General features: G+C 39.5%; 21 protein-coding genes and 3 pseudogenes. 10 read left to right on the top strand and 14 right to left on the bottom strand.

Going from position 1 to position 23692, the window contains the following annotated elements:
* Positions 1–95: 95 nt before the first annotated feature.
* Complete coding sequence (locus ACLIJJ_RS16790) at positions 96–758, bottom strand: serine/threonine protein kinase (RefSeq protein ID WP_233315329.1); 663 nt, start codon at positions 756–758, stop codon at positions 96–98.
* Positions 759–961: 203 nt separating this feature from the next.
* Here ACLIJJ_RS16790 and ACLIJJ_RS16785 point away from each other — a divergent pair, with 203 nt between their 5' ends.
* A complete protein-coding gene (locus tag ACLIJJ_RS16785) occupies positions 962–1510 on the top strand; it encodes a flavodoxin family protein (RefSeq protein ID WP_233315330.1) in 549 nt (182 codons plus the stop codon).
* Between the two features lie 39 nt (positions 1511–1549).
* Here ACLIJJ_RS16785 and ACLIJJ_RS16780 read toward each other — a convergent pair whose 3' ends face one another.
* The 6 genes and pseudogenes from ACLIJJ_RS16780 to ACLIJJ_RS16755 form a co-directional block, all read right to left on the bottom strand.
* Positions 1550–2080, bottom strand: a complete 531-nt coding sequence (locus ACLIJJ_RS16780; protein WP_233315331.1) for a dihydrofolate reductase family protein — start codon at positions 2078–2080, stop codon at positions 1550–1552.
* A 134-nt stretch (positions 2081–2214) separates the two neighbouring features.
* Positions 2215–3260 (bottom strand): annotated as a pseudogene (locus ACLIJJ_RS16775) (BtaManbiosPhlase).
* Positions 3257–4201 (bottom strand): DUF1861 family protein, encoded by a 945-nt coding sequence (locus ACLIJJ_RS16770; protein ID WP_233315333.1) that lies wholly within the window; start codon positions 4199–4201, stop codon positions 3257–3259. The pseudogene ACLIJJ_RS16775 and the gene ACLIJJ_RS16770 overlap by 4 nt, the downstream one beginning before the upstream one ends.
* A gap of 30 nt (positions 4202–4231) precedes the next feature.
* Positions 4232–5062, bottom strand: a complete 831-nt coding sequence (locus ACLIJJ_RS16765) for a carbohydrate ABC transporter permease (RefSeq protein WP_233315334.1) — start codon at positions 5060–5062, stop codon at positions 4232–4234.
* Complete coding sequence (locus tag ACLIJJ_RS16760; protein ID WP_233315335.1) at positions 5049–5927, bottom strand: carbohydrate ABC transporter permease; 879 nt, start codon at positions 5925–5927, stop codon at positions 5049–5051. The genes ACLIJJ_RS16765 and ACLIJJ_RS16760 overlap by 14 nt, the downstream gene beginning before the upstream one ends.
* Complete coding sequence (locus ACLIJJ_RS16755) at positions 5927–7246, bottom strand: ABC transporter substrate-binding protein (RefSeq protein WP_411411329.1); 1320 nt, start codon at positions 7244–7246, stop codon at positions 5927–5929. Before ACLIJJ_RS16755 ends, ACLIJJ_RS16760 begins: the two co-directional genes overlap by 1 nt.
* Positions 7247–7540: 294 nt before the next feature.
* Between ACLIJJ_RS16755 and ACLIJJ_RS16750 the strand changes: the two genes are divergently transcribed.
* Positions 7541–8563, top strand: coding sequence for a LacI family DNA-binding transcriptional regulator (locus ACLIJJ_RS16750; protein WP_411411328.1), 1023 nt, complete (start codon positions 7541–7543; stop codon positions 8561–8563).
* 35 nt (positions 8564–8598) lie between these two features.
* Here ACLIJJ_RS16750 and nrdF read toward each other — a convergent pair whose 3' ends face one another.
* From nrdF to nrdI, 4 genes and pseudogenes are all read right to left on the bottom strand, one after another.
* Positions 8599–9585, bottom strand: a complete 987-nt coding sequence (gene nrdF / locus ACLIJJ_RS16745) for a class 1b ribonucleoside-diphosphate reductase subunit beta (protein ID WP_233315338.1) — start codon at positions 9583–9585, stop codon at positions 8599–8601.
* Between the two features lie 59 nt (positions 9586–9644).
* Positions 9645–10604, bottom strand: a pseudogene (locus ACLIJJ_RS16740) (ribonucleotide reductase large subunit); the annotation flags it as partial.
* Between the two features lie 551 nt (positions 10605–11155).
* Positions 11156–12289, bottom strand: a pseudogene (locus ACLIJJ_RS16735) (ribonucleotide reductase N-terminal alpha domain-containing protein); the annotation flags it as partial.
* Positions 12249–12650: a class Ib ribonucleoside-diphosphate reductase assembly flavoprotein NrdI gene (nrdI, locus tag ACLIJJ_RS16730; RefSeq protein ID WP_233315339.1), complete on the bottom strand. Its 402-nt coding sequence runs from the start codon at positions 12648–12650 to the stop codon at positions 12249–12251. The gene nrdI and the pseudogene ACLIJJ_RS16735, both read right to left, overlap by 41 nt.
* Before the next feature lie 1134 nt (positions 12651–13784).
* On the opposite strand from nrdI, the gene ACLIJJ_RS16725 reads away from it, so the two are divergent.
* Positions 13785–13910: an FbpB family small basic protein gene (locus tag ACLIJJ_RS16725; RefSeq protein WP_233315340.1), complete on the top strand. Its 126-nt coding sequence runs from the start codon at positions 13785–13787 to the stop codon at positions 13908–13910.
* A 220-nt stretch (positions 13911–14130) separates the two neighbouring features.
* Positions 14131–14526: a sporulation protein gene (locus ACLIJJ_RS16720; protein ID WP_233315341.1), complete on the top strand. Its 396-nt coding sequence runs from the start codon at positions 14131–14133 to the stop codon at positions 14524–14526.
* A gap of 50 nt (positions 14527–14576) precedes the next feature.
* Here the strand turns inward: ACLIJJ_RS16720 and ACLIJJ_RS16715 are convergent, their stop codons facing one another.
* Entirely contained in the window at positions 14577–14822 is a 246-nt protein-coding gene (locus ACLIJJ_RS16715) for a hypothetical protein (RefSeq protein WP_411411327.1), read from the bottom strand.
* A 211-nt stretch (positions 14823–15033) separates the two neighbouring features.
* Between ACLIJJ_RS16715 and ACLIJJ_RS16710 the strand changes: the two genes are divergently transcribed.
* The 4 genes from ACLIJJ_RS16710 to ACLIJJ_RS16695 are packed head-to-tail and all read left to right on the top strand — an operon-like array spanning position 15034 to position 20232.
* A complete protein-coding gene (locus ACLIJJ_RS16710; protein WP_233315343.1) occupies positions 15034–15330 on the top strand; it encodes a hypothetical protein in 297 nt (98 codons plus the stop codon).
* Between the two features lie 22 nt (positions 15331–15352).
* Positions 15353–15679, top strand: coding sequence for a hypothetical protein (locus ACLIJJ_RS16705; RefSeq protein WP_233315344.1), 327 nt, complete (start codon positions 15353–15355; stop codon positions 15677–15679).
* Between the two features lie 13 nt (positions 15680–15692).
* The gene (locus tag ACLIJJ_RS16700) at positions 15693–19349 is read left to right on the top strand and encodes a multicopper oxidase domain-containing protein (protein WP_411411326.1); all 3657 of its coding nucleotides are present in this window, start codon (positions 15693–15695) and stop codon (positions 19347–19349) included.
* Between the two features lie 22 nt (positions 19350–19371).
* On the top strand, positions 19372–20232 hold the full coding sequence (locus ACLIJJ_RS16695; protein ID WP_411411325.1) for a hypothetical protein: 861 nt from the start codon (positions 19372–19374) through the stop codon (positions 20230–20232).
* Between the two features lie 29 nt (positions 20233–20261).
* Here the strand turns inward: ACLIJJ_RS16695 and ACLIJJ_RS16690 are convergent, their stop codons facing one another.
* Complete coding sequence (locus ACLIJJ_RS16690) at positions 20262–21074, bottom strand: hypothetical protein (protein WP_411411324.1); 813 nt, start codon at positions 21072–21074, stop codon at positions 20262–20264.
* A gap of 160 nt (positions 21075–21234) precedes the next feature.
* On the opposite strand from ACLIJJ_RS16690, the gene ACLIJJ_RS16685 reads away from it, so the two are divergent.
* Together ACLIJJ_RS16685 and ACLIJJ_RS16680 are read left to right on the top strand one after the other, a co-directional pair.
* Positions 21235–21645 carry a hypothetical protein gene (locus tag ACLIJJ_RS16685; RefSeq protein ID WP_233315348.1) on the top strand — a complete coding sequence of 137 codons (411 nt, stop codon included), beginning with the start codon at positions 21235–21237 and terminating at the stop codon, positions 21643–21645.
* 13 nt (positions 21646–21658) lie between these two features.
* The gene (locus ACLIJJ_RS16680; RefSeq protein WP_233315349.1) at positions 21659–22069 is read left to right on the top strand and encodes a FixH family protein; all 411 of its coding nucleotides are present in this window, start codon (positions 21659–21661) and stop codon (positions 22067–22069) included.
* Position 22070: 1 nt separating this feature from the next.
* On the opposite strand, the gene ACLIJJ_RS16675 is transcribed toward ACLIJJ_RS16680, so the two are convergent.
* On the bottom strand, positions 22071–23603 hold the full coding sequence (locus ACLIJJ_RS16675) for a copper resistance CopC/CopD family protein (RefSeq protein ID WP_411411323.1): 1533 nt from the start codon (positions 23601–23603) through the stop codon (positions 22071–22073).
* Between the last annotated feature and the right edge of the window lie 89 nt (positions 23604–23692).

Here is a 23692-nt window from a genome sequence, read left to right as displayed (position 1 = left end):
GCCAGCCAATTAGCTGTGTAATAAAAACTCTAACTTTAAGGGGTCACTACCAAATTGGCCAGCCTTTAAGAGATATAAAATAAAATGAACGGCTTTTATTGGCTTTGCCAATGGAGCCTGCGTCTGATTTTTTTGTAAAACCGATAAGTATGCCTGACAACATCCAGTGCTTTAAAAGGAATTTTTACTGGGTACTTATAAATAGTTTTTTTATATAGTTTATAATATGCCTTCACTAAATCTTCCCATTTTTCATCTTTGCCTTCTTTATAAAAATCCGAGACGTCGACAACATATCCTCTGCCATCCTTCATCATCACGTTTTTTCCGTGGATATCATATGGATTCAGACCACATCTTCTCGCATATTCGAGGGCTTCATTAATATCTTCGATGACAGTTTCCGGTATCCTAATTCCTTTAGCAAAGGCATTATAAAGCGTGATTCCTTTTAGTCTTTTTAAAACTAAATAGTTATCTCCTTCATACACTAGATGAGAGTAGCTCGGATGAATGCCAAGTTTTCTGTATATATCTGCTTCCTTTTTTAGATTTTCTTGTTCTACTACATTGACTTTAACGACGAGATCTGGCTCTGTATCATGCATAAAGACAGCTGCATAATTGCCTACTCCAACACACTTCCATCCAAGTGGTATGCGTTTTACCACGACTGGATTATGCACTTTTTCTCTTTTTAACACTACTTTCTTTAAAAGCTCTGTTTCTATTAAATGAATAAAATTCTTCTTCATCATTCCCCTCCGCTACTTGCTATTTTATCATCTTTTCCTTAGTGTTCCCTTAACTTGAACAGAGAAATTTTTACAAACTGAAAAATAATAATAGAGTAGCTATTTCTATCGAAAGTATTGATTAATTCAATCAAAATAATCAGCTTTCCTTACTATATCTGTCATCATAAAATAGAGATAGTAATGGAGAGAAGGGAGAATTTATTATGACAGTTGCCGTTATATATGGGGGAAACCGCCCGAATGGAAATACAGAATTGCTGACAGACTTAGTAATTAAAGGGGTCAAGGTCGAAAAAATTTATTTAGGAGATTTCCATATTGAACCAATAATGGATATGCGACACGAAGAAATTGGCTTTCAGGATAGCAAGGACGATTACTATACAGTCATAAACCGTATCCTCCCACATGATACTATTCTATTCGCTACACCTATTTATTGGTACAGCATGACAGGAATCATGAAGAACTTTATTGATCGCTGGTCCCAAATGCTAAGAGATGCTAACTACCCTGATTTTAAAGGAAAAATGGCTTCCAAAAAAGCATACGTCATCGCTGTTGGCGGCGATTCACCTACCATTAAAGGTCTGCCGATGATTCAGCAATTTCAATATATCTTCGATTTCGTCGCTGTTAATTTTGCCGGCTATATTCTTGGTGCTGGCAACAAACCTGGCGATATTTTAACAGACAAAAACGCACTTTATGCTGCAACTGAGCTCAATAAGCAATTATTAGCGAGAGAATAACGAAAAAGTCTGCATCAGTTGCTGCAGACTTTTTTCTATTCATTTCTTTACTTCATATTGTAGTTCAACAAATTGTCCAAAGCTTCGTGTACCTTTCAGCTGAAGGTTCAGCTTATAATTACCAGCTTTAAATAACGGAATGCCGTCTCCGATAACAGTTGGGGCAATTGTCACAATCAGTTCATCAACCAAATTGTTTTCCAAAAAAGCCTGAAGCAGATTACCTCCGCCAACCATCCAAATATTTTTGCCTGCTTCTTTTTTTAATTTGTTCACAAAGAGCAAAATATCCTCTTGTATAAATTGAACATATTCTGTATTCTCTTTAGGGGTTCGAGAGAAGACATAGCAATCCTTTCCTTTATACGGAAAATCACCTTTTTCATAATCCATAATCCACTCATATGTACGATTACCGATCAGAATAGTATCAACTGTTTCATAGAACTCGGAGTAGCCGTTATCCCCTTCTCCCTCTACTTGGAATAACCAGTCTAGTGAATCATCCTTTGTAGCAATATATCCATCTAAGCTTTGAGCAATATATAATACAAGCTTTCTTTCGTTCATTGGGCATCATCCTTCACAAACAAGAATATATGTTCTTGTTTATTATATACTATAATCTAATTTTTTAGGATAGTGCTGTAACATTTTTAAAGAGTGTATTTTAACAGCTGCCAAGCCTGTATCACCTTTTGGTATTACAAGTAGGTTAAGGAATCAAGGACTTCCTCCAAACTTAGTTCAGCACAAGCCATGGATGTGTCTGCTGCCCCATAATACAATTTAATGATGTCCTCTTCTGTCAGCACCCCGCAAGAAAACACAACTCCACCGAAAAATCCTTCTTTTTCATACTGTGCTTCCGGTTCAACTATAGGATTCTCCGATCGTGCAGGTTTTGTAAATCTAATAAGACTGCCCCCATACAGTAACGGTGATCCTGTGATGCACCATGATACAATTCTAACCAGCCTTTTTTTGTTCGAAACGGCACTGCTCCTCCTCCGATTCTGCCAGAATCCCATTTTCCTGCTCTCGTGCCAATTAAATGACGGTGATTCCCCCATTGCAGCAGATTTTCAGATTCTGCAATCCAAATATCTGGAGAGCCATTACTATTTGGAACAGGGCGATGCAAAGCATAATACTTTCCATTTATTTTTTCTGGAAAGATCGCTACATCTTTATTTTCTGGAGCCAAAATCATTCCATGATTTTCGACTTGAACAAAATCTTTTGTTGAAACCATGACAACGCCTACACCTTTAGGAGATGTTGCACTATAGTAAATATAGTACGTATCTTCTATTTTAGTAATTCGAGGGTCTTCAATGCCAAAGGTCTCCAGTTCATTGGCTGGATAAATAAACGGCTGTTCATCCACTGTAAAGTGACGGCCGTCTTTACTGCGGGCTATTCGCAAATAAGAAAGAGAGGTTAAGTAAGACCACTTACTATGATTTGCTCTTCTGATCACACGAGGATCGGAAAAATCGTAATTAGGGTCGTCCCGTTGAAATTCCATAATATCGAGCTGTTTCGTGTTTGGATTATATATAGGTGATTTCACTGTATTATCTCTATTGCTAAACGGTCTTTCTGCAATTCGAACAAGCATGATTACTTCCTTCTTATACTCCGTAATTCCCGCATTAAAAGCCCCGATAACTTCAAATCCTTCGTGAAACGGTGTTATATCTTCTGGTGTAAGCAATGGATTTTGTTCGTAGCGATAAATATTCATATGTTCAGCTCCTTCGTTTCATATGGTAGAAATGGATCTGGAATCGTAATTTTCTGTGCTTCTGCATCACTAGTTCCTGCATACAAATAGGCAGTTCCATCACTATTACGTATTATGCCGCCACTAAAAACGACATCCTTTAAATCTGGTCTTTTAGACGGTCCCTTCTGAAAGTTCGCCCGTTCAGCTATGATTTTCATTTCTGACGAAGCACCCGTTTTCGGATTAAGCATGAATACCATCGGATAATAGTGGCGGTGTCCACGTTCGTCAAATTTAGCAATATGACCTAACACACCGATCATTCCGTTGGACAGGAGTTGAGCTTCATTAACTCCTCCCCATTCTTCGTCAGTAAATTGCTCCAGTAATGGTGTATTTTCTATCTCTTGAATGGTTATATCAGCTAAGGTTAGCAGACGCTTAAAACCAATCTTTCCTCTGCCTCCTTTTTTTCCTTGTGGACGGGTAAACATCCCGATTGAACCATCACTTAATTCAACTACTCGCAAATCTTTCATACCATCTGGACCAGCTACAAACTCTTTTAAAGTAGCAATCTTGTCTCCTTTCATTAGGATCGTCCGCCAGCCTAATAAATCTTTATTCTTTGGATGGGGAAAGGTTTCTACCCCTCCAAAAATTAACTCGCCACCAATTTTTGTCATAAAAGGATCTTGCAAAGCAAACACTGGTGCATCCTGCAGAAGTATCCATTTTCCATTTTCCTCTGTAAAGAAATGGACGGACGATTTTTCACTCTCCCGGAATTCAACTCTCCCTGCAATCATCATCTTTCCGCCTTCTTCAAAAGGTGCGGTTATATTGTATACATCTTTTCCTTCCAGCCCAGTTATAGTAAGTTTTTGTGGATTGGTGGGCTGAGGCTGCTGTTGAAACTCCCGTAAGATTTTCTCTAATGCTTTTACTGGTTTTTCCATAGACAAATTCCCTTCTTTTAAGTGCACTGTTTACTTTAAAGTAAATTGCATTCCTTCCTGAAATTTTTTCGTAAAGAAAAGGAAGAGAATGATAATTGGCAGTGTTAATAAAACGGAGGCTGCATACATCGGTCCTGGATAACCGCCATATGGTCCGAACATTTGCGATAAAAGCACATTCAATGTCAGCATATTCTCACTCTTAATGACAAGCATATCCCATAGTAACTCTGACCATCTCTCCATAAACAAGAACAGAAAAACGACCGTGGTAATTGATTTTGACATCGGCAGCACAACCCTCCTCAAAATTTGCAGATGACCTGCGCCGTCCAGTTTCGCTGCTTCTATAAAAGTGTCTGGGATAGCACGAAAAAAGTTCGTATACATAAACACCGCCCATAAACTCATTGCTTTTGGAATAATCATCGCCCAGTAAGTGTCATACAGCCCTGCATTTTGGATGATTAAAAAGGACGGAACTAACAAAATAATCGCCGGAAAAAACATTTGAAACAAGATGATATTGTGGACAGTTTCCCGGCCTTTAAAGTTCATTTTTGCTAATGCATAGGCTACAACAGCTCCGGTGACCATCATGAGGACAGTAGACCCTGCTGAAACAATAACACTATTGAAGAACGCTCTTATCCATGGTCTTGGTACAGCTACATCTCCTCCTCCGAACAGCCATTCGTAAGAGCGAAGTGTAAACTGTGTCGGCACCAAGCTCTTATCGACTTGATCCCAGACCGCAAATGAACTCATTACCATATACAGATAAGGAAAAACCATTATGCATAATAGAATACTTGCGACAATATAGCGAAGCAGCAATCCTTTCCTTTTAGACCCAACCATTGCGCTTTCCCCACAGTTCTAATAGTTTTCTAATGATAAAGATGGATAAAAACGTAATCACAGAAGCGACGATTGCCACCGCAGATGCATAACCAGCCTGTAAATTCTTAAATGCTTGTGTGAAGATTTCCATTTGCCATGTATTGGTTGCGTAATCTGGCCCGCCTCCTGTCAATTGATATACCTCTGTGAAAATTCCAAAGGTAACACCGATAGACAAAATCATGACTGTGTAAATTGCCGGATATAATAATGGCAGTGTGATCTTAAAGAACCTTTGCCAGCTAGAAGCACCATCGATTTCTGCTGCTTCATATATTTCTGCATTGATGCTTTCAAACCCAGAGGTTAATATCAATGCATAATACCCAGTAAACTTCCAAGCGATTATTACTGCGACGACACATAATGCTGCTAGAGGCGAACCAAGCCAATCGATATCGATTCCAAACTTTCCTCTTAAAACAGTGTTAAGCGGACTATTGTATGACAGCAATCCTTTGACAATAAAGGATGACACCACACCAGATGCTAAATATGGCAGGAAAAAACCAATCAGGAATATACCTTTGAATTTCGGAAGACCATGGACAATTGCTGCAACAATCATAGATGAAATAATAACTAACGGAACGAAAACAACCATAAATTTAAAGGTAACAAGGAATGCCGCTTGGACACCGGGAGACCGAAACACTTCTATGTAGTTGGCAATGCCCTTCCCATTATATTCTGGAGAAATTAAGTTCCAATCTGTTGTAGATAAATAAAACGACCATACTAATGGAATGGCAAAAAACAGGACGGCATAGAGGAGGTATGGACTGGCAAACAGCCAGCCCAACCCATTGCTTTTCCTCAACATTAAAGCCCTCCCTCTATTGCCTTTTTCATGTCATTCCAGCCGTTTTTAGGCGTTATTTTTCCTTTTACAACAGGATTCACAGCATGTTGGCCAATAAAGGTTTGCAGCTCGTTATATTTTGGATTATCGATAGATGGAATTCCATTTGGGACAGCATCTGCATACGGCTGCAGTGCCGGGTTTTCGCTGAAGAAGGCTGTGAATGCTTCATTTTCAGCTAAGTCGTCCCGGGCAGGCGGCAGATTGGTTTGTTCAAGCCACTTTAAATCATGCTCAGGATTGGAATATACCCAACTCATGAATTTCATAGCCGCTTGTTTTTGTTCCTCTGTTGCTGAAGCATAAATAACTAATCCTTTCGTATCTGCAAATGTTTTAACATTTTCTGTGCTCATTTCATCTGGAACAGGCGGAGGTGCAAGTGTAAACGTTTCTCCGTATACCATTTTCGGAAACTTTTCCTCCCAATATGTCAGTGTCCACGGACCAATGTCAGTGAAAATTCCGACTCCTGTTTCAAAGGGATCAGTAACTGTTTTTAACAAATAGGCATCTTCTTTTCGCAGATCATCCATGAAATCCAACACCTTTATTCCCGCATTATCATCTGCAACTAGCTTGTTTCCTTCAATGAAGTTATTACCTGCTGATGCGGCATTATATAGCATGAAGAAATCAAACCATCTTTTCCACGCTGTAGGGTCTGCTAAGTCCGGCTTGGCCCACACGAATTTTTCAGGATACTTTTGTTTAAGCTTCTTGGCAGCATCAAGCATTTCGCTGTATGTTTTAGGAGCCTCATTAATGCCAAGATCTTTTAAAATATCCAGCCTCCACCCAAAAAGCATTGGGTTGGAGTAGATTGGCAGTACATACTGATTTCCATCGGAAAATTTCCACGGCTCCACTGTTTCGTTCATGTTCCGATTTGTGATAATGTCTTCCCAGCCGTCTAATTCATTAAGAGGCACGAGCGCTTTACTTTCAGCAAGCTGTGCTGCAAATCCGCGGTTAATATTTTCTGACATCGTCGGAGCGCTTTTACCCGCTATTGCGGATTGAATGCTCGCTTCAGATGAAGGACTTTCTTTGATAGCGCTAACATTTATCTTAATCTTTGGATTGTCCTTTTCAAATTCCTTGGCCATTTCCTTCCAATAAGCTTGTTGAGTAATATTCGGTGCTGCCCAAAACTCTATCGTTGTCTCCCCGTTTTTATCTGCATTCTTTTTACCTTCCCCGCTGCATCCTGAAAGAATCGAAACAGCAGCGGTTGCTGCCATAAGCAGAGAAATCACTTTTTTAGATTTTTTCTTCATGTTATCACCCCGTTTAAGATTAATTACTTTACCAGTACATCAACACGTGGATTATCATTACAATTACAAAAGGGAATTACAATTCTTTTATACGAAATTATTGTAACGTTACAATTAAAATTATCACATTGTCTTTTATATTATTCAACGCGATTTTCGGACTAAACACCAAGTATGAATTGTAGTTAATTCACACTAATATTAAAGATAAAGACTTTGTTGCATGACATTATTTTGTCATGTATGTTAGTATTATGAATAATATTGTTTTCAATTAGTTGAAGGAATGATTTCATGACAAAAAAAATTACGATGCAAGATATCGCAGACCAGTTAAATATTTCGAAAAATTCTGTTTCCCAAGCGTTAACAGGCAAAGCAGGTGTAAGTGAAAAAACGAGAAGTTTAGTGGAAGCAACAGCCCGCGAGTTAGGCTATGAATATTTGCCTGCGCGTAAAAACTACCAATATAACACAGACAGCAAAAATGTTAAAATTGCGCTTATTGCATCTGATTATGCCTTTTCTCTTAAAAGCTTTTTCGGTGAAATTTACTTAAGTATTGAAAAGGAGATAGCAAGTCAAAACAACAGCTTAATGATTCAATCGATAAACCAAGCAGCCATACAATCCCTTGAATTACCTGCCTTTATTCTCAATGGTTCGGTTGACGGAGTATTAATTCTTTCCCACTTGAATACAGAGTATATTCAAAAAATTATTTCAACAGGCATCCCTGCTGTGTTAGTTGATCATCATCACCCACACATTAAAGCAGATGCAGTATTAACAAATAATCGGTTTGGAGCATTTCTGGCGGTAGAGCATCTCGTTCAATTAGGGCACAGAGAAATTGGTTTCATCGGCAATATTTCGATTTCGCCGAGCTATTATGAAAGATTGGAAGGATATCATTTGGCATTAAACCATTATGGAATAAAGCATAATGAAGCATTGCTTCTTTCCGACATAGAAGAAGATGAGGATGGTGTTAGAAAAGCGATGCACCAGCTGCCTAAACAGCCAACTGCCTGGTTTTGTGTTAATGATGGCTTAGGCTTTCTCGTCAGCTCGTATCTCGTGCATGCAGGCTACAAAATTCCTGAACAGATTTCCGTATCGAATTTTGACAATGGTCAATTATCGAAACTTGCTACACCGAAAATCACAACAATGGATATCGACCTTGAACTTTTCGGCAAAAGAGCGGTAGAACAGTTAATGTGGAGAATCAGCAATAAAGATACAGCTAATCAAGAAATACTTTTGCCCACCACTTTGCTTGTCCGAGAGTCCACTGGACCTGCCCCCAATTAAAAAAACCAGCTTCCATTTAGAAGCTGGTTGTATCGTTATTCGTTCGTTTTCCAGTCAAACACAAAATCATCATCTGACAACGGCTCCACTTTAGTAGCCTTTACATAACCATTTCCTTTAACAGAGAAGAAGTCATGGTTTTTCGTATCTGTTTTCATCCCGTTCTCCACGATCGGGTTGATTGCCTCTGACTCAAATACTGCTTCATATCCAAGGTTCATACAAGCTTTGTTAGCATTGTAGCGAATGAATTTATTTACTTCATCTACAAGACCAATCTTTTCGTATAAGTCCTGCGTATATCCTAACTCATTTTGGTAAAGAGTTTCCATTAGATCAAGTCTTTCTTTTGCAGCTCGTTCCTGCTCTTCGATTGTAAGCTGACCGTACAGCTCTTGCGCTATTAGACCAACGTAAACTCCGTGTATACTTTCGTCACGAATTATTAAGTTTATTATTTCTCCAGAAGCTGTCAGCTTTCCTTGCCCTGCCAAGAATAATGGATAAAAGAATCCAGAATAAAATAGGAATGATTCCAAGTAGACAGAAGCAACTGTCGCCATATACAAGTCATACTTGCTTACTTCTGGCTTAAAGAGCTTTTGGTAATATTCAGAGATAAGCTTGCCCTTTTTTTGCAATTGAGGATGATTGTGCACCCAGTCAAATACTTGGTCTATCTCTTCCTCTGTAGCAAGCGTTGTAAAGATGGTTGAGTAGGATTTTGCATGGATTTGCTCCATCATTCCCATAAAGGAAAGCACACCTTTACGCTGCAAGCCGCTTACGTGCATGCTGATCAACGGCATACCTTCGCCGCCCTGCTCTGTATCAAGAAGTGTCAAACCGCCAAGCACTTTCATGTATGTGTCTTGCTCTGTAGCTGACAATTCACCCCAAGTATTTTTATCAGATGAAAGACTGATTTCTTCCGGCAGCCAAAACTGTCTCGTATTTTGTGTATAAAACATCTGTGTGTAATCATCTTCATGCTGATTCCAGTTAACAGCATACTTAGTCATTTTCTTTCCCCCAGTGTTACAAAAAATAAAGGGGAGACTTAGGCTCCCCGTGTATTATCTTAAACTGCACATGCGATACATTCGTCAATCGCCAAGTTGCGTGTGCGTGTGTAGTAAAGTGATTTCAAGCCAATGTCGTTCGCATAGATATAATAGCGCGCCAATTCTTTTGTAGAAACGTCTGAGTTTACATAAAGAATGGTCGAAATACCTTGATCGACATGCTCTTGTGCTGCAGCAATCAAGTCCATAATCTTAAATTGATTCATATCGAATGCTGATTTGTAGAACCAGAAATTCGTTTCATCCATATAAGGCATTGGATAATATGTTGTAGAGTTCGCATATGTGCGGGACTCAATTTGGTTAACAACAGGCATTACAGATGCTGTAGCGTTTTGAATATAGCCAATGGATTGTGTTGGGGCAACAGCTAAACGATAAGCATTATACATACCGTGTTCTTTAACTAAAGCAGCTAGTTCTGCCCAGTCTTCACAAGTAGGAATATAGATGCCATTAAACAATTGCTTCACTTTATCTGTTTTTGGCGCATAGCTTACTTCTTTGTATTTTTCGAAGTAAGTGCCTTTCGCATACTCAGACTTATCAAAGTCCTTGAATGTTTCGTTTCGTTCTTTTGCAATCAGCATACTCTTTTCGATTGAATAGTAATTCATCATCATGAAGAATGTTGCAGTGAAGTCTTTTGCTTCATCTGATTCATAGCTGATGCGGTTCTTAGACAGGTAACCGTGCAGGTTCATGGCACCTAGCCCTATCGCATGCAGCTCTTCATTTGCTTTTTTAACAGACGGTGCGTTTTGCACATCTGAAATGTCTGAAACGGTTGTTAAAGCTTCAATTCCAACATGAACAGAATCTCTGAACACATCACCAGGCTGCATCACATTAGGAATGTTAAGGGAACCTAGATTACAGTTAATATCACGGCGGATAATATCTTCTTGGCCGTAATCGGTAATTTCAGAAGTTTCCTGAAGTTGGAAGATTTCTGTCCTCATCTTCAACAGAGCTCGTTACACTCAGTCCGTTTTCTAACTGCTATAGGTCATACCCTATAGAGGAGACTATATCATCACCCTCAGCTCGACCTGATGGGGTGCTCTGCTTTTCGATTTAAAGGATTTTACAGCTTATGCCATTCCGCATAAGCAACCTACCACTTGGCTCTACTCTACTCGCTTCTTCACTGAAGTCTTTCATTCAGCTATGCTTTCGATAGTCGTTAGGCATTTACTTATCTTATTCTTTCAGAAAGTCTCTTATAAGCAGGAAATTTGTGGATATTTTATTTTACCAATGTATTTCATACCATTAAGTTTATTAACGGTCTCATAGACAAACCCATAAGGCACTTTCTGATTCATTGCGTTTCTCCTTTTCATCTATCATGTTAAACATAAACTTTTAAAGGGAGTAAAGCATTATCATAATAAGATAAGATTTAGCACGGCAGGTTATCGCTATTGCTCTCACACAAATAGGACTTCCCCCGTTTAACAGAGTTATTCGACAGCCATTACTGACTGAAGGTGCTAGAAAGTTAACACAGATTACTCATTTTAATCTGGCCAATGTCTTTAAGCGCATGCGCTTTGTTTGCATTGGATTTGTTCATAAAGTATGGATAGCCTGATTCCAGCTGAATTTGGGCAATCTTTGTGATCATTTCACGCGCCGTCATTGCAACACGTTTTTTCACATTTGGATTTGCCACTAACTCGTCATACATTTCATCCATGCGCATATCATCTAAATGTACACCGTATTCCTTAAACACACTGAACGGTGCGAAAACATAAAAGTCTTTGTTTTCCTTTGCTAATTGGAAGAACTTGTTTTCTACGATTAATCCGATGGAAAGTGTTTGAATACGGGACTTCTCGTCGGCATTTATTTTTTTTGTATCCAAAAATTCAACAACATCCCAATGGAAGATGTTTAAGTATGCAGCTCCTGCCCCTTTACGCTGGCCAAGCTGGTTAGCATAGGAGAATGTATCTTCTAACAGCTTCATAACAGGAACAACACCTGATGCTGCATTATCGATGCCTTTAATTTGTTCATTGCGGGCACGCAGCTTCGAAAGGTTAAGGGCTACTCCGCCGCCTATTTTCGAAAGCTGTCCGGATGTATTGATATTATGGAAGATGGAGTTTAATGAATCGTCCATTTCCAATAAGAAGCAGGAAACCATTTCTCCGCGACGGCTTCTGCCTGCATTCAGGAATGTCGGCGTTGCCGGCTGGTAGCGCTGCTCAATCATCGCGATTGCTGTTTTCTTCGCTTTTTCAGCATCTCCTTGTCCTAAAAACAGGGCGACGATGATAATGCGGTCTTCGTATGTTTCTAAGTAGTTCTTCTTGTCATCTGTCTTCAAGGCATAATCTTTATAGAATTTTGAAATAGCCATGTAAGACTGGAATTTAAATTCATAGTTGTAAACGGCATTTGTTATGTCTTCAATGTCAGATATGCTGTATTGTTCCAGCACTTGCGGATAATAGAAATCTTTTTCCACCATATAAGTAAATTTTTGTGCCACAGATTCAAAACGAATCAATTTCGGCTCGATTTCCGATACAAGGAATTCAGCCACTGCCTCTTTGTCTTTTTCCAGACGGAAGAAACCTTTTTCGTTAAGCTGTGTCACTTCGTTGTTTAATTCTATGTGTCTCATAGCTAATATTTTGCACCCTTTCCCTAACTATCTCCACATCCTCGGGCATGCCGCTCATCTCAAACTTATGGAGAATCGGTACCCCGTACATATTTGATATCTTATTTGCACTTAAAGCAAAGTTTTGCCCCCAATTTTTATTACCACTCGATACGACTGCATAGAGATTGGTGTGATTTGCCTTAAGGAAGTCTAAAGTTGTTTGAGGAACCTGCCCCATTCCAGTTGTATAAGTTAATAGTATAAAAGGTTCATAGACTTTTAGTCCAGCCTTTAGTTCTATTAAATTGTGCTCTGGAAGCTCTAGTTTTTGCACAAAGCGGCGCACATTCCCGGTTTTACTGTCAAACACGATAAACAAAATTATTCCCTCCTTAAGAATTTTGATAGAATAGGGGCAAAAGCAATATTCTATCCTATACCCTAAAAACATACAAGGGCTACTAAATACAGATGTTTTTTATAAATATATCTCAATATGTTGTGTCTAAACACTATTCAACCCTTTTTTGGTACTAGAGTCAATAGAGTCTCTTTGAATTTTTTTGTCAACAATATTACTCAACTTTTATCGATTTTTGAGTTTATTTGAACCTAAAAAAATGCAAAAAGTCTGATGAGAGTAGTCCTCATTAGACTTTTTTTATACGAAAATATATTCTATTTATCTTACTTCCCACACAGCAACTATATAAAACCTTCCTACTTTTTTTACTTTTTAAAGATGTGCTGAAGGATTTCTCCCGTTCGCATTTTATCCATAAAAAAAATTATATTTGATTATAGCACCCTTACAAATTGTCCGAAAACAATAATTAACTTTTGGAACTGCCAAGTGTATCACTTTCCAATAAGCTTTTTTCATGATCACTTTCATTCCATTAATCTTGAATTAATTTTAGCAACTTTCAAAGTAACTAACCGCAATATATGTACAAATAAAAATTACCGGTGTATTTGCCGATACATTTTTACAATGTTAAAAAAGTTAAAAGAATTTTCCATCTTCCATTAATCTTTTTACTCACAGGTAGATTGGAAGATTAATTATCTACATTCACATCCCCCTTCATCCTTAAGCATGTACATTTAAATAACCACACCATTTCGAATGCATAATTATAATCCGTCTCTTTAATAAATTAAGTTTCCGGTAACCTTAAGATTTTAAAAGGAAACTTTAATTTCCTATATATATAGGAAAGAAAATGTTATTTTCTAAATTTAAAGAATTATATTTGACGAATTTACTTCTCTCTTATATGATAGATATATACATTTCGAATATCCCTAAAGGGGAGTAGCTTTTACAGCAAAGTCGTCATTACAGAGTGCATGCACTCTCGGCTTTGTTGGCAGCTGACAAGCTGTTAGCAAGACCTTTACATGTGAACGTGTAAAGGTCTTTTATTTTTCAAAAATCCTTTACCGTCAGCGGTAAAGGATTTTTTTGTTTAATATGTCCAAAAAATAAAATAAAAAAAGGATGAGAACAATGAAAAAACAAGTTAAAATGAATATGTTTGAACTGATTAAAAAGAATAAAGAAGAACTTCTAAAGGATAGAAGCTTAATGGAAAAGATTGAAAAGCGGGTTGATGAAAAGATTATCAAACAATAAGACCAGCAATCAGTTAAAAAAAGACAGCAAAATTCTATTATATTATTTAAGAAGAACACGTATAATTGGATAGTGAAACGCAAAGACAATCATTTTATATTTTGTTATTATATTAACATTAAAGACTAGCGAAACCGCGTCTTATGACATTACAACTGTTCATGTCATTTCAAAAAATCAAACAATATCCTATAAAATTATAGGACTGGAGGATTATAGTTTGTTTACTTTATTGACTAATTTACTAAAATCAGGTGCCCCTACTGTTGACCTTTCTCTATCACAGCAATCAGCTGCTCCAGGAGAGGTTGTCACAGGCCAATTCCATATTCAAGGGGGACGTAAAAGCTGTAAAATTAAACGATTAGAATGCACCTTAGTAAAGGAATTCGAGGATGGCAAAACCGAAACGGTTGAAGAAGTTACGACCATTTTGATGTCCCGAGTTATAGGCAGTGAAGAAAAAATCGAACTGCCATTTTCTTATCTCATTACAGACAAGCTTGAGCCAACTGCTACTTCCTTTTCTTACAGACTGCATACTAATCTTGTTTTCGCAGAAAATATGTCAAGAAAGGACCATGATGAATTAGTGATAGTCGATAATAGGAAATAAAAAGGAACCATTTAAGGATGTGCCAAATTGGCACATCCTTTTTTTACAATTTATGCTAATTTGTATTTATGATTCAATTCATACGCCAACACAGCTTGTCTCTTAAAAAATATAATATAAAGAATACAATTGAAAGGTGGGATAAATGAATGTGTAATTCCAATTCCAGATGCTGCTGTAATCACGGTTTCCATCATGGCTGCAATCACGCTTTTTATCACAATCGCTGTAATCGTTGTCAGCCTTTTATCCGAATCAATCACTGCAACCCTTGCCACTTTTGTCATCACCATCATAATTGCCACAACTACTTCCCTTTCTTCCCAAACAATATTTGCTGCCGCTGTAAAAAATAACGGATAGAAACACCAATTTTCAAATTTTTTTTGAAACCGCAGATTGCTGCGGTTTTTTTTATTTGGCTGTCAAGAGAGATAAAAGCACAAACATGTCATTCAACCATACATACAATACGACTAAAACAAATAATGAGAAGGAAGGTTATGTATGAACGCAGATAAATACCCATTAATTCCAGAAAACTCGATTTTTAAAGGTCTTGAAGGCACAGACATTTTAGTTGTGACAGATGAAGACCAATTGAACATACTTGGGCAAACATTTAGACCGATTTTCACTGGAACAGTAAGTGAAGTGACAAATGGTTATCTTACGTTAAATCCCGCTATCATCAAAATGAGTAATGCTCCGAACTATCGGTTCCCGACACCTTTAAGCATTCCGTTAGAAGCAATTGCCTGGTTTACTCCTTGGGATCCAGAACGACGTCTTCCATTAGTCTAACTTACTTTAGAAAGGTGATATTATGTCTACGAAAAATAAAAGCAAACTGTTGAAAGAATTAGGACTTAACGGTGAAGCAGATGTGAATGCTATCCGCCAAGCGGTTGTAACAAACAAGTTCAGACAAAGTATAGGGAAACGAACATTTATCCTATTAGGACCATACCCGTTTATGGTTATTGGAACAATTCTTGAAGTTGTGTCTGATTTCGTCAGAATTAAAGTAGAAGTTACGAATATTTCTGAATTAGATGGAGAAATTTTCAGCCTCCATTTAGACGAAATTGATGTTTTCTTCATTGAAGATGGTAAATACAAAATACCTAAGCTGAATGTTGGTTCGCAATAAAGGAGGGATAATTATGCTGCGAAAATTTCATATAGTAGCAATCCCCATCAGAATCGTCTTTAATAAATTCGGAGATTACGATCCTGATGGCATGATGTATGTATTAAAAGAAAATGAAGAGAAAGTGAAAGCGCAAGTTGCAGCAAACCCGTTCATGCCTGTTGACCTAGTTGAACCACTCGTTCTCCGCGCAAACCGCGGTGATGATATTGAGATTTTATTCGAAAACCAGCTTCCTTTTAGCACATCTCTTCATATTCAAAAAGCAGAATATAGTGTCTTCACTTCAGATGGCGCCTTTGTTGGGGTAAATCCCGATACTACGGTGCCTCCTTGTGGACAAATTATTTACCGCTGGCATGTAAATGAACAAGGTATATGTTTCTTCTCTGACATGGGCAACACCTTATCAAGTGAATTAGGGAGTAATGTCCACGGCCTGTACGGAGCTCTTTTAGTACAGCCAAGAGGTTCCTATTGGACAGATCCCGTTACTGGTTTGTCTATTAACAGCGGTGCTTTTGCTGATATTCACAATGCTATGCTCCCTTCTTACAGGGAATTTGCCTGGTTTTTCGCAGACGAACCGGAAGTTCGTGATTTAACAGGACAGAATCCAATCAGCCCGCACACCTTGCAGCCTGAGTCAACATTTCCGATCAATTACCGATCGGAGCCAATGCGAAACAGGTTAAGATTGATCCAAGAAGGTGTCGTAGCACCAGAGTGTGAAAGCGAAGAGGTTCATCATGATTCATGGGTATTCGGTGATCCTTCGACTCCGATTCTCCGTGCATATGTTGGAGATCCAATAAAAATTCGCCTTATCCATGGTGGTGTAAAAGAGACACACACTTTTCACTATCATGTTCATCAGTGGCTGCAAGAGCCAACCGACCAAGATTCAGAAGTTGTCGATGTACAAGCAATCTCCCCACAGAACAATTATACAGTTTCGCCATTGTACGGTGCAGGCAGCCTGCAGAGAGCAAAGGGTGATGCAATTATTCACTGTCATCTCTACCCGCATTTTGGTGAAGGTATGTGGGGTATCCAACGGACTTTTGATACATTGCAAGATGGAAGCCAATGTTATCCAAATGGTGTGCCGATTGCTGCTCTTCAACCGCTTCCAACCCAGCCATTGCCACCAGAGCCTACAGCTGAAAAACCAGGATACCCGAACTTCATTCCTGGAATTGCCGGCTGTAAAGCACCAAGACCGCCGCTCGTCGGAGACAGAGAATCAACCGTTCTTGAGATGAATGCCTTTGACAGTCGTCCAGTCCCTGGAGCAGCATTTACAAATCCATGTCCCCCGGGAGCGCCGGTAAGAGAGTATGATATTTCTTTGATTCAAATGCCGATAGTATACAACAAACAAGGCTGGCACGATCCAGAGGGACGCCTTTACGTCTTGGCGAAAGATGAAGAAGATGTTCTAGCAGGCAGAAAGTCACCGGAACCGCTCGTTATCCGTGCAAATGCAGGAGAGTGTCTAAGGCTTCACTTTACAAATAAACTTCCTGAAGTATTAGGCGGTAATGCCTTCCAGCTTGTCAATCGTACGTATGAAGCTGGCATGCATGTCCACTTCGTAAAGTTTGATCCGCTTTGTTCAGATGGTGCTAACGTTGGCTGGAATTATAACTCAGGCATCTTGCCTGGAGAAACAATCACCTATCAATGGTTTGCAGATGTTGAATTAAAAGCAACCTTTTGGCATGACCACTTATTTGCCAATGAACATCAGCAGCATGGTGTATTTGCCGCAATTAATATAGAATCTAGATTCTCCCGCTTCCTTGATCCACACACTGGAGAAGAAATAGAATCAGGAACGCAAGCAATGATTGTGAACCCGCTAAGTCCTGACTTCCGAGAGTTTCATTTGTTCGTTCATGATTTTTCATTACTGTTTGATGCAAATAATCAGCCTTTAAACCCGCCTCCTTTTCCTGGTTCACCAGATGACCCTGGCGTAATGGGCATTAACTACCGAAACGAGCCGCTGCAATACCGGATAAAGGAACCTGACTGTGATCCTGCCTATACCTTCAGTTCATGGGTTCATGGTGATCCAGTCACGCCGCTTTTAGAGACGTACAACGGCGACCCAGTCCGCATCAGGCTTATTCAAGGTGCTCATGAGGAGTCACACAGCTTCAATTTACATCGCCAGCGCTGGCATCGTGAAAGAGGTGACTTGGATTCAGAGTTAGTGCAGCAGCAGCATATCGGTATATCCGAGTCCTTTACCTTTGAATTTTTCATAGATGGTGAAGGCGACTTTGATATGCTCTATCATTTCGGAACAATCGATGATGTTTGGCTAGGAAACTGGGGATTAATGCGTACATTTAAGGAGAAGGTATCGCATTTGCTGCCATTGCCTGACCAGCCTGCACCGCCGCCACGAACAGAAGCCTTGCCTGTTCCGACCGGCTGCAGACCGCCTATGGCACCGCATCCTGGAAACCCAGCACCTCCTGGCGCACCAGTCCGCAAATATGAGGTGGTTGCACTCCAGATGCCAATCGTTTACAACAGCTTTGGCGATCATGATCCGAATGGTCTTATATTCGCACTTGCTGAGGATGTTCCAAAGATAGTAAGCGGCGAAAAAAATCCTGAACCGCTCATATTACGTGGTAATGTTGGAGAATGTGTGGAAGTGACGCTCTACAATCAAATATTTGGTCCGTTTCATAATGAGGATGATCTACTGCATGGCTATCCAAGTGTGCCAGTCGAGGCTCCCTTCCCTCCGTCTCGACGCATTTCGATGCATGCACAGTTAGCTGAATATGACGTCCGATTCTCGGACGGTGCAACAGTTGGCTATAACTATGACCAAACAATTGGACCAGGTGAGTGTATTACCTATCGCTGGTATTTAGATCAGCCGTTTGGATCAGCAAATCTCTGGGATATGGCCGATATCCGCAATCACCGCCACCATGGGGCCTTCGGAATGCTGATCACAGAATTCAGAGGTTCCAGTTATCTTGATCCATGTACAAGAGAAATAGTAAATACCGGTGATCAGATTATCATCTCCAATCCTTTTGGTGAATATAGGGAATTTGCTGTAGTAATGCATGACGGTATTCGTCTTGTTGATAAAGATGGCAATCTTATTATCGACCCTGAACCATTGTTACTCGATATTGAAGACATTGAATTAGAGGATTTTGAAGATCAAGGATCGCGGGCCTTTAATTACAGGGCGGAAAGATTTAAACACCGCTTAGCACAGAATCCGGATATATCAAAAGTGTTCAGCTCCCTTGTCCATGGAGATCCAGCAACACCGCTATTTTTAGCGTATGCCGGTGACCCGGTTGTTATAAGGTTTACCTTCCCTGCTGATAGAGCCCGGGCCCACTCCATTACCTTCCATGGCCACAAATGGCTCGATGATGATGATGATGTAAACTCACGAATCACTTCCATTGAAGGACAGATATCTGTCGGTCATGCAGATGATTTTGCTTTAAAATACGGAGCTGGCGGCTATTTGAACTTGCCAGGAGACTATCTTTACCGATCTGGTCTTATTCGCTGGGATATTGAACTCGGTGTGTGGGGAATCATGCGTGTGTTAGATATGCCTAGTCCTTATTTGGCTCCGCTGAATCCGAATTTCTCTCCATTTAGATACGATTAAGAAAAGAGGTGTTTAAATAAAGATGTCAGAAAAATATTGTGATTGTCCTTGTCACCATAATCAGGGTATTTGTCCCGAAGGCGGCTTTTGCTGCCCTGAACGAATACCAGAAAGTGTTCCAAACAATCGCTTTGGTTCTCCAAATATTTGTCCACCAGCCATTCCGACACCGCGTTACAACTCGCCGAGCAGTTCGCTGCCGCTTCGGGAGTTAAACGCCTTACAGGCTTGTATTGAGGAAATTAATGATACCCTTCGCACCATCGGCAATCCCCGTGATCCACAAGACCCTGAACAACAGCAGCGGCAAAGACAGCTGCAGCAGCATTTCCGGGCACTTCGCTTTTCTCTTGTGAAAGTAATCGTCACTTGTGATGATGAAGAAATGGAAATACTAGGGATATTAGAGGATGCAGGTTCTAATTTCATCAAGCTTAATACACTCGGAGACAAAAAACTGATTCTATTTAACCGAATTTGCCTTTTGAAGCATGAAAATAACGATGCAGAAACGTTTGAACATCAGCAGGAGCTTCTAAACATTGATATGTGCCTGCGCCGTGAAGTCACCTTGCATTTTGGTGAAATTGTCGGGCGCAGCCCTGAGCTCATCAATATATTTTTCGGGATTCCTCTTTATTTGTTCCTGCTGCCTGTTATCGGCTGTAAGATACGTGTAAAAACAGATGGAGAGAATATCTCAGGCATTCTTTGTGAAGTCGATGAAAATCAATTCAGGATTGAATGGATAGAGGAACCAGAACAAGCTGAAGAGGAAGAGGAAGAACCAGAGCAAGAGAATCCTATTGATCCGTGTGCAGAAGAAGATGGAGTCCGTACTATTAATTTTGACGAAGTCTGTTTTATTTCCATAGATTCATAGCAAAAAAGAAGAGTCTGATGCCTACGGCATCAGACTCTTCTTTCTCCTATCTTTCTCCGTTTCGGCCAAATATTATGGCAGGTTTCCTTGACCCACTGAACAAAGGTTGGAAACATTTGAAACGGAGTACTTCTTTTCAATAAATTTATCTCTTTCATATTTATAGTAGACAGCTCTTTGCCGTGCTTTAATGTCAGCTTCCCAGCTTCAAGCTTTACTAGCTTTCCCTTTCGCTTATCTCCACCTGTAAAAACTGTTACCTTTGTGTTCTTCCATGCCTGAAGATGCACTTCAAGGGATTCTTCGTAAAACTGGCGCTTTAATACGTCATTTTTTAGGACGGTTGAGGAAAAATCAGACAACAGCTTCCGCCTCAATGTATCATCATATATGACTTGCTGGTGGTTATTCGGCATATCAGAAATCCCATAAGGAACACTTGCCGATTCAATTGCCGCATAAGGAATCCAATAGCGCTCTGTTACAGTTGTTAATGCCACAAAGTCTCTGCCGACAACACTGACTCTGCCAAGCAGCTCTACTGCTTCTTCACTGACAATAGCATGAACCTTCGTCTGCTGATTGCGCCTTCCTTTAAGAAATCTGGACAGCATAATCGGCTTTTTATATTCGGGAAGACTTTGACCAATCTGCTTCAAATTAATTCCTTCCATGTAATCCCGCAGCAGATTCAGTTCATGTGCAGGCATAGTGCTTGGCGGAGAGGTATAGCCATCTCCCCTTTTTAACGTATAATAATCATTTTTCAGGAATTTCGTTTTATTAGTGAGTCCCTCATAATATTTCTTCTCCTCATCCGGCCCCATCTCTCTTTTCTCCACAGCGATCCCTCTCTTTAGCTTTTTTTATACAGTATGAAGGGAGACTAAAAAAAGGACGGAAACGAGTAAGGGATAATCGCACATTTTTTTAAGGACTAACTAGGAAGTGGCGCAACAAAGTATTTTATCTCATACATATAGGAACAAGGGGTGATCAGTGGTGTTATCTTTTACATGGGTTCTTTTTGTCAGCTATTTTATTACAGCTGCGGTTTCTTACTTTTATTTGCATAAGGCAAGAAACTTAATAAGCTACCATTTTGGCATGAATATTGCGATGACTTCAAGCGGAGTCATGGGAATATCATGCGGCATTATCCTTGGCAGTCAATTCCCGCTGTATTTTTCTGAAGTGACCGTGTTAACGCTGATTATCGCTGTCACTGTCGGAGCAATCTTCGGCTCCCTTGTTGACTACCAGACACTTTTGACAGGAGTTTCAAGCGGCATCATGGCAGGAGTAATGGGACCAATGCTTGGCGCAGCAGCAAACTTTACTCTCATTGTCGTTGCGACCCTGCTAGTATTCTTAAGTTTTGGACTGCTGTGCTTTTCATTAAGATCATTATAGAGGAGTTAGGAAAATGAACAAAAATAGGTTACGACTAATGACTGTTGCCTGCGTGAGCACCATCTTTTTATTTGGGTGCACAACGACAACCGAGCATGAACAAACATCAGAAAATGAAACACATGAGCATTCAAATGAAGTGAGTATTGAAATCAAGACACCGGTAAGCGACCAAGTTAACAAGGAATTAGATTTAGAAGTGGCAGTTATGGATGGGAATAACCCTCTGACCGATGCTAAAGTTGGCTTTGAAACATGGAAAGAGGGAGACACAACTCATCCGTATTTTGATGCAGAAGAAAACAAAGACGGACACTATAACGCAAAACTTCTGTTTGAAGAATCAGGTGAATATACAGTCAAAGTACATGTGGAAAAAGGCAGCATTCATGAACATAAGGAAATATATATTACAGTAGAGTAAGCTACTCCTTGCTTTCTGTTTTAAATATTCGAAAACCTTTAGTGAAGTTCTTCTCTGCTCCATTCTGGTCTACGATTTTAAGATGTGCGACCCACTTTCCGTCAAAAGGAAGATAATAACCTTCTGCCACATACAATCCGTCTGTCTCTGCAGGCTTTAACGGGACTTGGATTGGAGCGATTTCTTCACTGTTTTCATATTGTAGCCACAGCTCTGCCCTTTTGATTGTATGCTCGGTAAATTCAACTTGAAAGCTATTTTTACCTGGAGCATTTGGAGTGATTGTTAAAGTCATATCTGTTTGGCTGCTTTTTTCTTCCCATTTCAAAGGCGTATTTGCCGGAACAGGGCTTAAATAACTTAATCCTCCAACAACAAGCAGGATCAATACCATAAAACCAAAGTCTACTTTTAACCATTGCCAGTTTTTAGTGAATGATTTCTTTTTTAAATAATAGCGGATAATACCTGCTGTCAAGATAACAAGGAACACTAAAAACACTTTAGTCAGCAGGAAAATCCCCCAAGGCGTTACCCATAAATAATCCAAACTAGGCAAATAGAGAACAGTCAACGCAATCCCCGACATAAAGAGGATTAACATGCTTATAAATGCTCCTTTTGAAAACAGCGGTATAAAATCCTTAATATGAAGACGGTGTTTTTTCCAAAAAATCACTATATACAATAACCCGCCAGTCCAGACTGCTGCACCAAATAAATGGAGAAAGTCGATCGGTACAGATATCCACATCGGTCCATAAGAAGCAGAATGACCGTTGAAGCCTTTCGCTGCGAGCATCAGTATTATCCAAATACAATCGAGCCATTTTGCTTTAAAAAGCAGGAAAAATCCCAACAGTGATAACAACAAGGAAAATATCCAGGAAAGACCGAAACCGGTGTTTAAAGGAATGCCGGAGACAGTCGTATTCATAAGCCACTGAACTGCAATTAATATAATTAAACATAACAGATGATATTGCTGCAAGATAAGAGAAACAAACCGAAATTTACGTCTTTGTATATCATTGTGTTTGCTTTCTTGAAGTACTCCCCATAATATCCAGCCAGTGACACTAAGCAAGCCAAAATAATAGGCAGCTCTTGTCACAAATACAGGGATTTCGTATGGATTATCTCCGCTTATTTCTAAATTAGCCGGCAGTGCTGCATTGCCGACCAAAAATACATAGGAACCACTTATTGGATGCCCATCTGCTGAAATAACGGTATATGAGACTAAATAAGCTCCTTCAGAAAGTGCAGGAAGGCGTGTTTTAAGCTGTTTATTATCATTGCTTAAAGTCGTCTCAGCCTCTTTAATTAATTCTTTGTCTTGATTCATTACTTTAACAGCAGAAAGTCCTGCTTTAATCGCTTCATTGAAGAGAAGAACTATTTCCTCTGGACTCTCGTCAAGCCTGGAGTCTGCCGAAGGATTTGCATTTGTTAAGACAGCATGAGCTGCTGCTTGAAAAGGGAAAAGAAACGGACAAATCAGGATAATGAATAGAATAACAACCTTTCTCATATGCCCCCCTAAAAGTTTGCTTTATGTGTATCCTATTCAGCTCCTGCCTAAATGATAATCAAAAACCGCGTTCTATATCTGCTTAAGTA

It is taken from the genome of Niallia laureatilytica (assembly GCF_046613985.1).
Classification (GTDB): Bacteria; Bacillota; Bacilli; order Bacillales; family Cytobacillaceae; genus Niallia.
This window is presented reverse-complemented; position numbering and strand designations above follow the sequence as displayed.

Excerpts from the sequence above, each read along its gene's own strand:
- ACLIJJ_RS16680 (WP_233315349.1), top strand. The coding sequence starts at position 21,659 with ATGAACAAAAATAGGTTACGACTAATGACTGTTGCCTGCGTGAGCACC.
- ACLIJJ_RS16750 (WP_411411328.1), top strand. The coding sequence starts at position 7,541 with ATGACAAAAAAAATTACGATGCAAGATATCGCAGACCAGTTAAATATT.
- ACLIJJ_RS16765 (WP_233315334.1), bottom strand. The coding sequence starts at position 5,062 with ATGGTTGGGTCTAAAAGGAAAGGATTGCTGCTTCGCTATATTGTCGCA.
- ACLIJJ_RS16715 (WP_411411327.1), bottom strand. The coding sequence starts at position 14,822 with ATGATGGTGATGACAAAAGTGGCAAGGGTTGCAGTGATTGATTCGGAT.
- ACLIJJ_RS16780 (WP_233315331.1), bottom strand. The coding sequence starts at position 2,080 with ATGAACGAAAGAAAGCTTGTATTATATATTGCTCAAAGCTTAGATGGA.
- ACLIJJ_RS16790 (WP_233315329.1), bottom strand. The coding sequence starts at position 758 with ATGATGAAGAAGAATTTTATTCATTTAATAGAAACAGAGCTTTTAAAG.
- ACLIJJ_RS16695 (WP_411411325.1), top strand. The coding sequence starts at position 19,372 with ATGTCAGAAAAATATTGTGATTGTCCTTGTCACCATAATCAGGGTATT.
- ACLIJJ_RS16710 (WP_233315343.1), top strand. The coding sequence starts at position 15,034 with ATGAACGCAGATAAATACCCATTAATTCCAGAAAACTCGATTTTTAAA.
- ACLIJJ_RS16785 (WP_233315330.1), top strand. The coding sequence starts at position 962 with ATGACAGTTGCCGTTATATATGGGGGAAACCGCCCGAATGGAAATACA.
- ACLIJJ_RS16725 (WP_233315340.1), top strand. The coding sequence starts at position 13,785 with ATGAAAAAACAAGTTAAAATGAATATGTTTGAACTGATTAAAAAGAAT.
- nrdF (WP_233315338.1), bottom strand. The coding sequence starts at position 9,585 with ATGACTAAGTATGCTGTTAACTGGAATCAGCATGAAGATGATTACACA.
- ACLIJJ_RS16705 (WP_233315344.1), top strand. The coding sequence starts at position 15,353 with ATGTCTACGAAAAATAAAAGCAAACTGTTGAAAGAATTAGGACTTAAC.
- ACLIJJ_RS16675 (WP_411411323.1), bottom strand. The coding sequence starts at position 23,603 with ATGAGAAAGGTTGTTATTCTATTCATTATCCTGATTTGTCCGTTTCTT.
- ACLIJJ_RS16755 (WP_411411329.1), bottom strand. The coding sequence starts at position 7,246 with ATGAAGAAAAAATCTAAAAAAGTGATTTCTCTGCTTATGGCAGCAACC.
- ACLIJJ_RS16770 (WP_233315333.1), bottom strand. The coding sequence starts at position 4,201 with ATGGAAAAACCAGTAAAAGCATTAGAGAAAATCTTACGGGAGTTTCAA.
- ACLIJJ_RS16700 (WP_411411326.1), top strand. The coding sequence starts at position 15,693 with ATGCTGCGAAAATTTCATATAGTAGCAATCCCCATCAGAATCGTCTTT.
- ACLIJJ_RS16760 (WP_233315335.1), bottom strand. The coding sequence starts at position 5,927 with ATGTTGAGGAAAAGCAATGGGTTGGGCTGGCTGTTTGCCAGTCCATAC.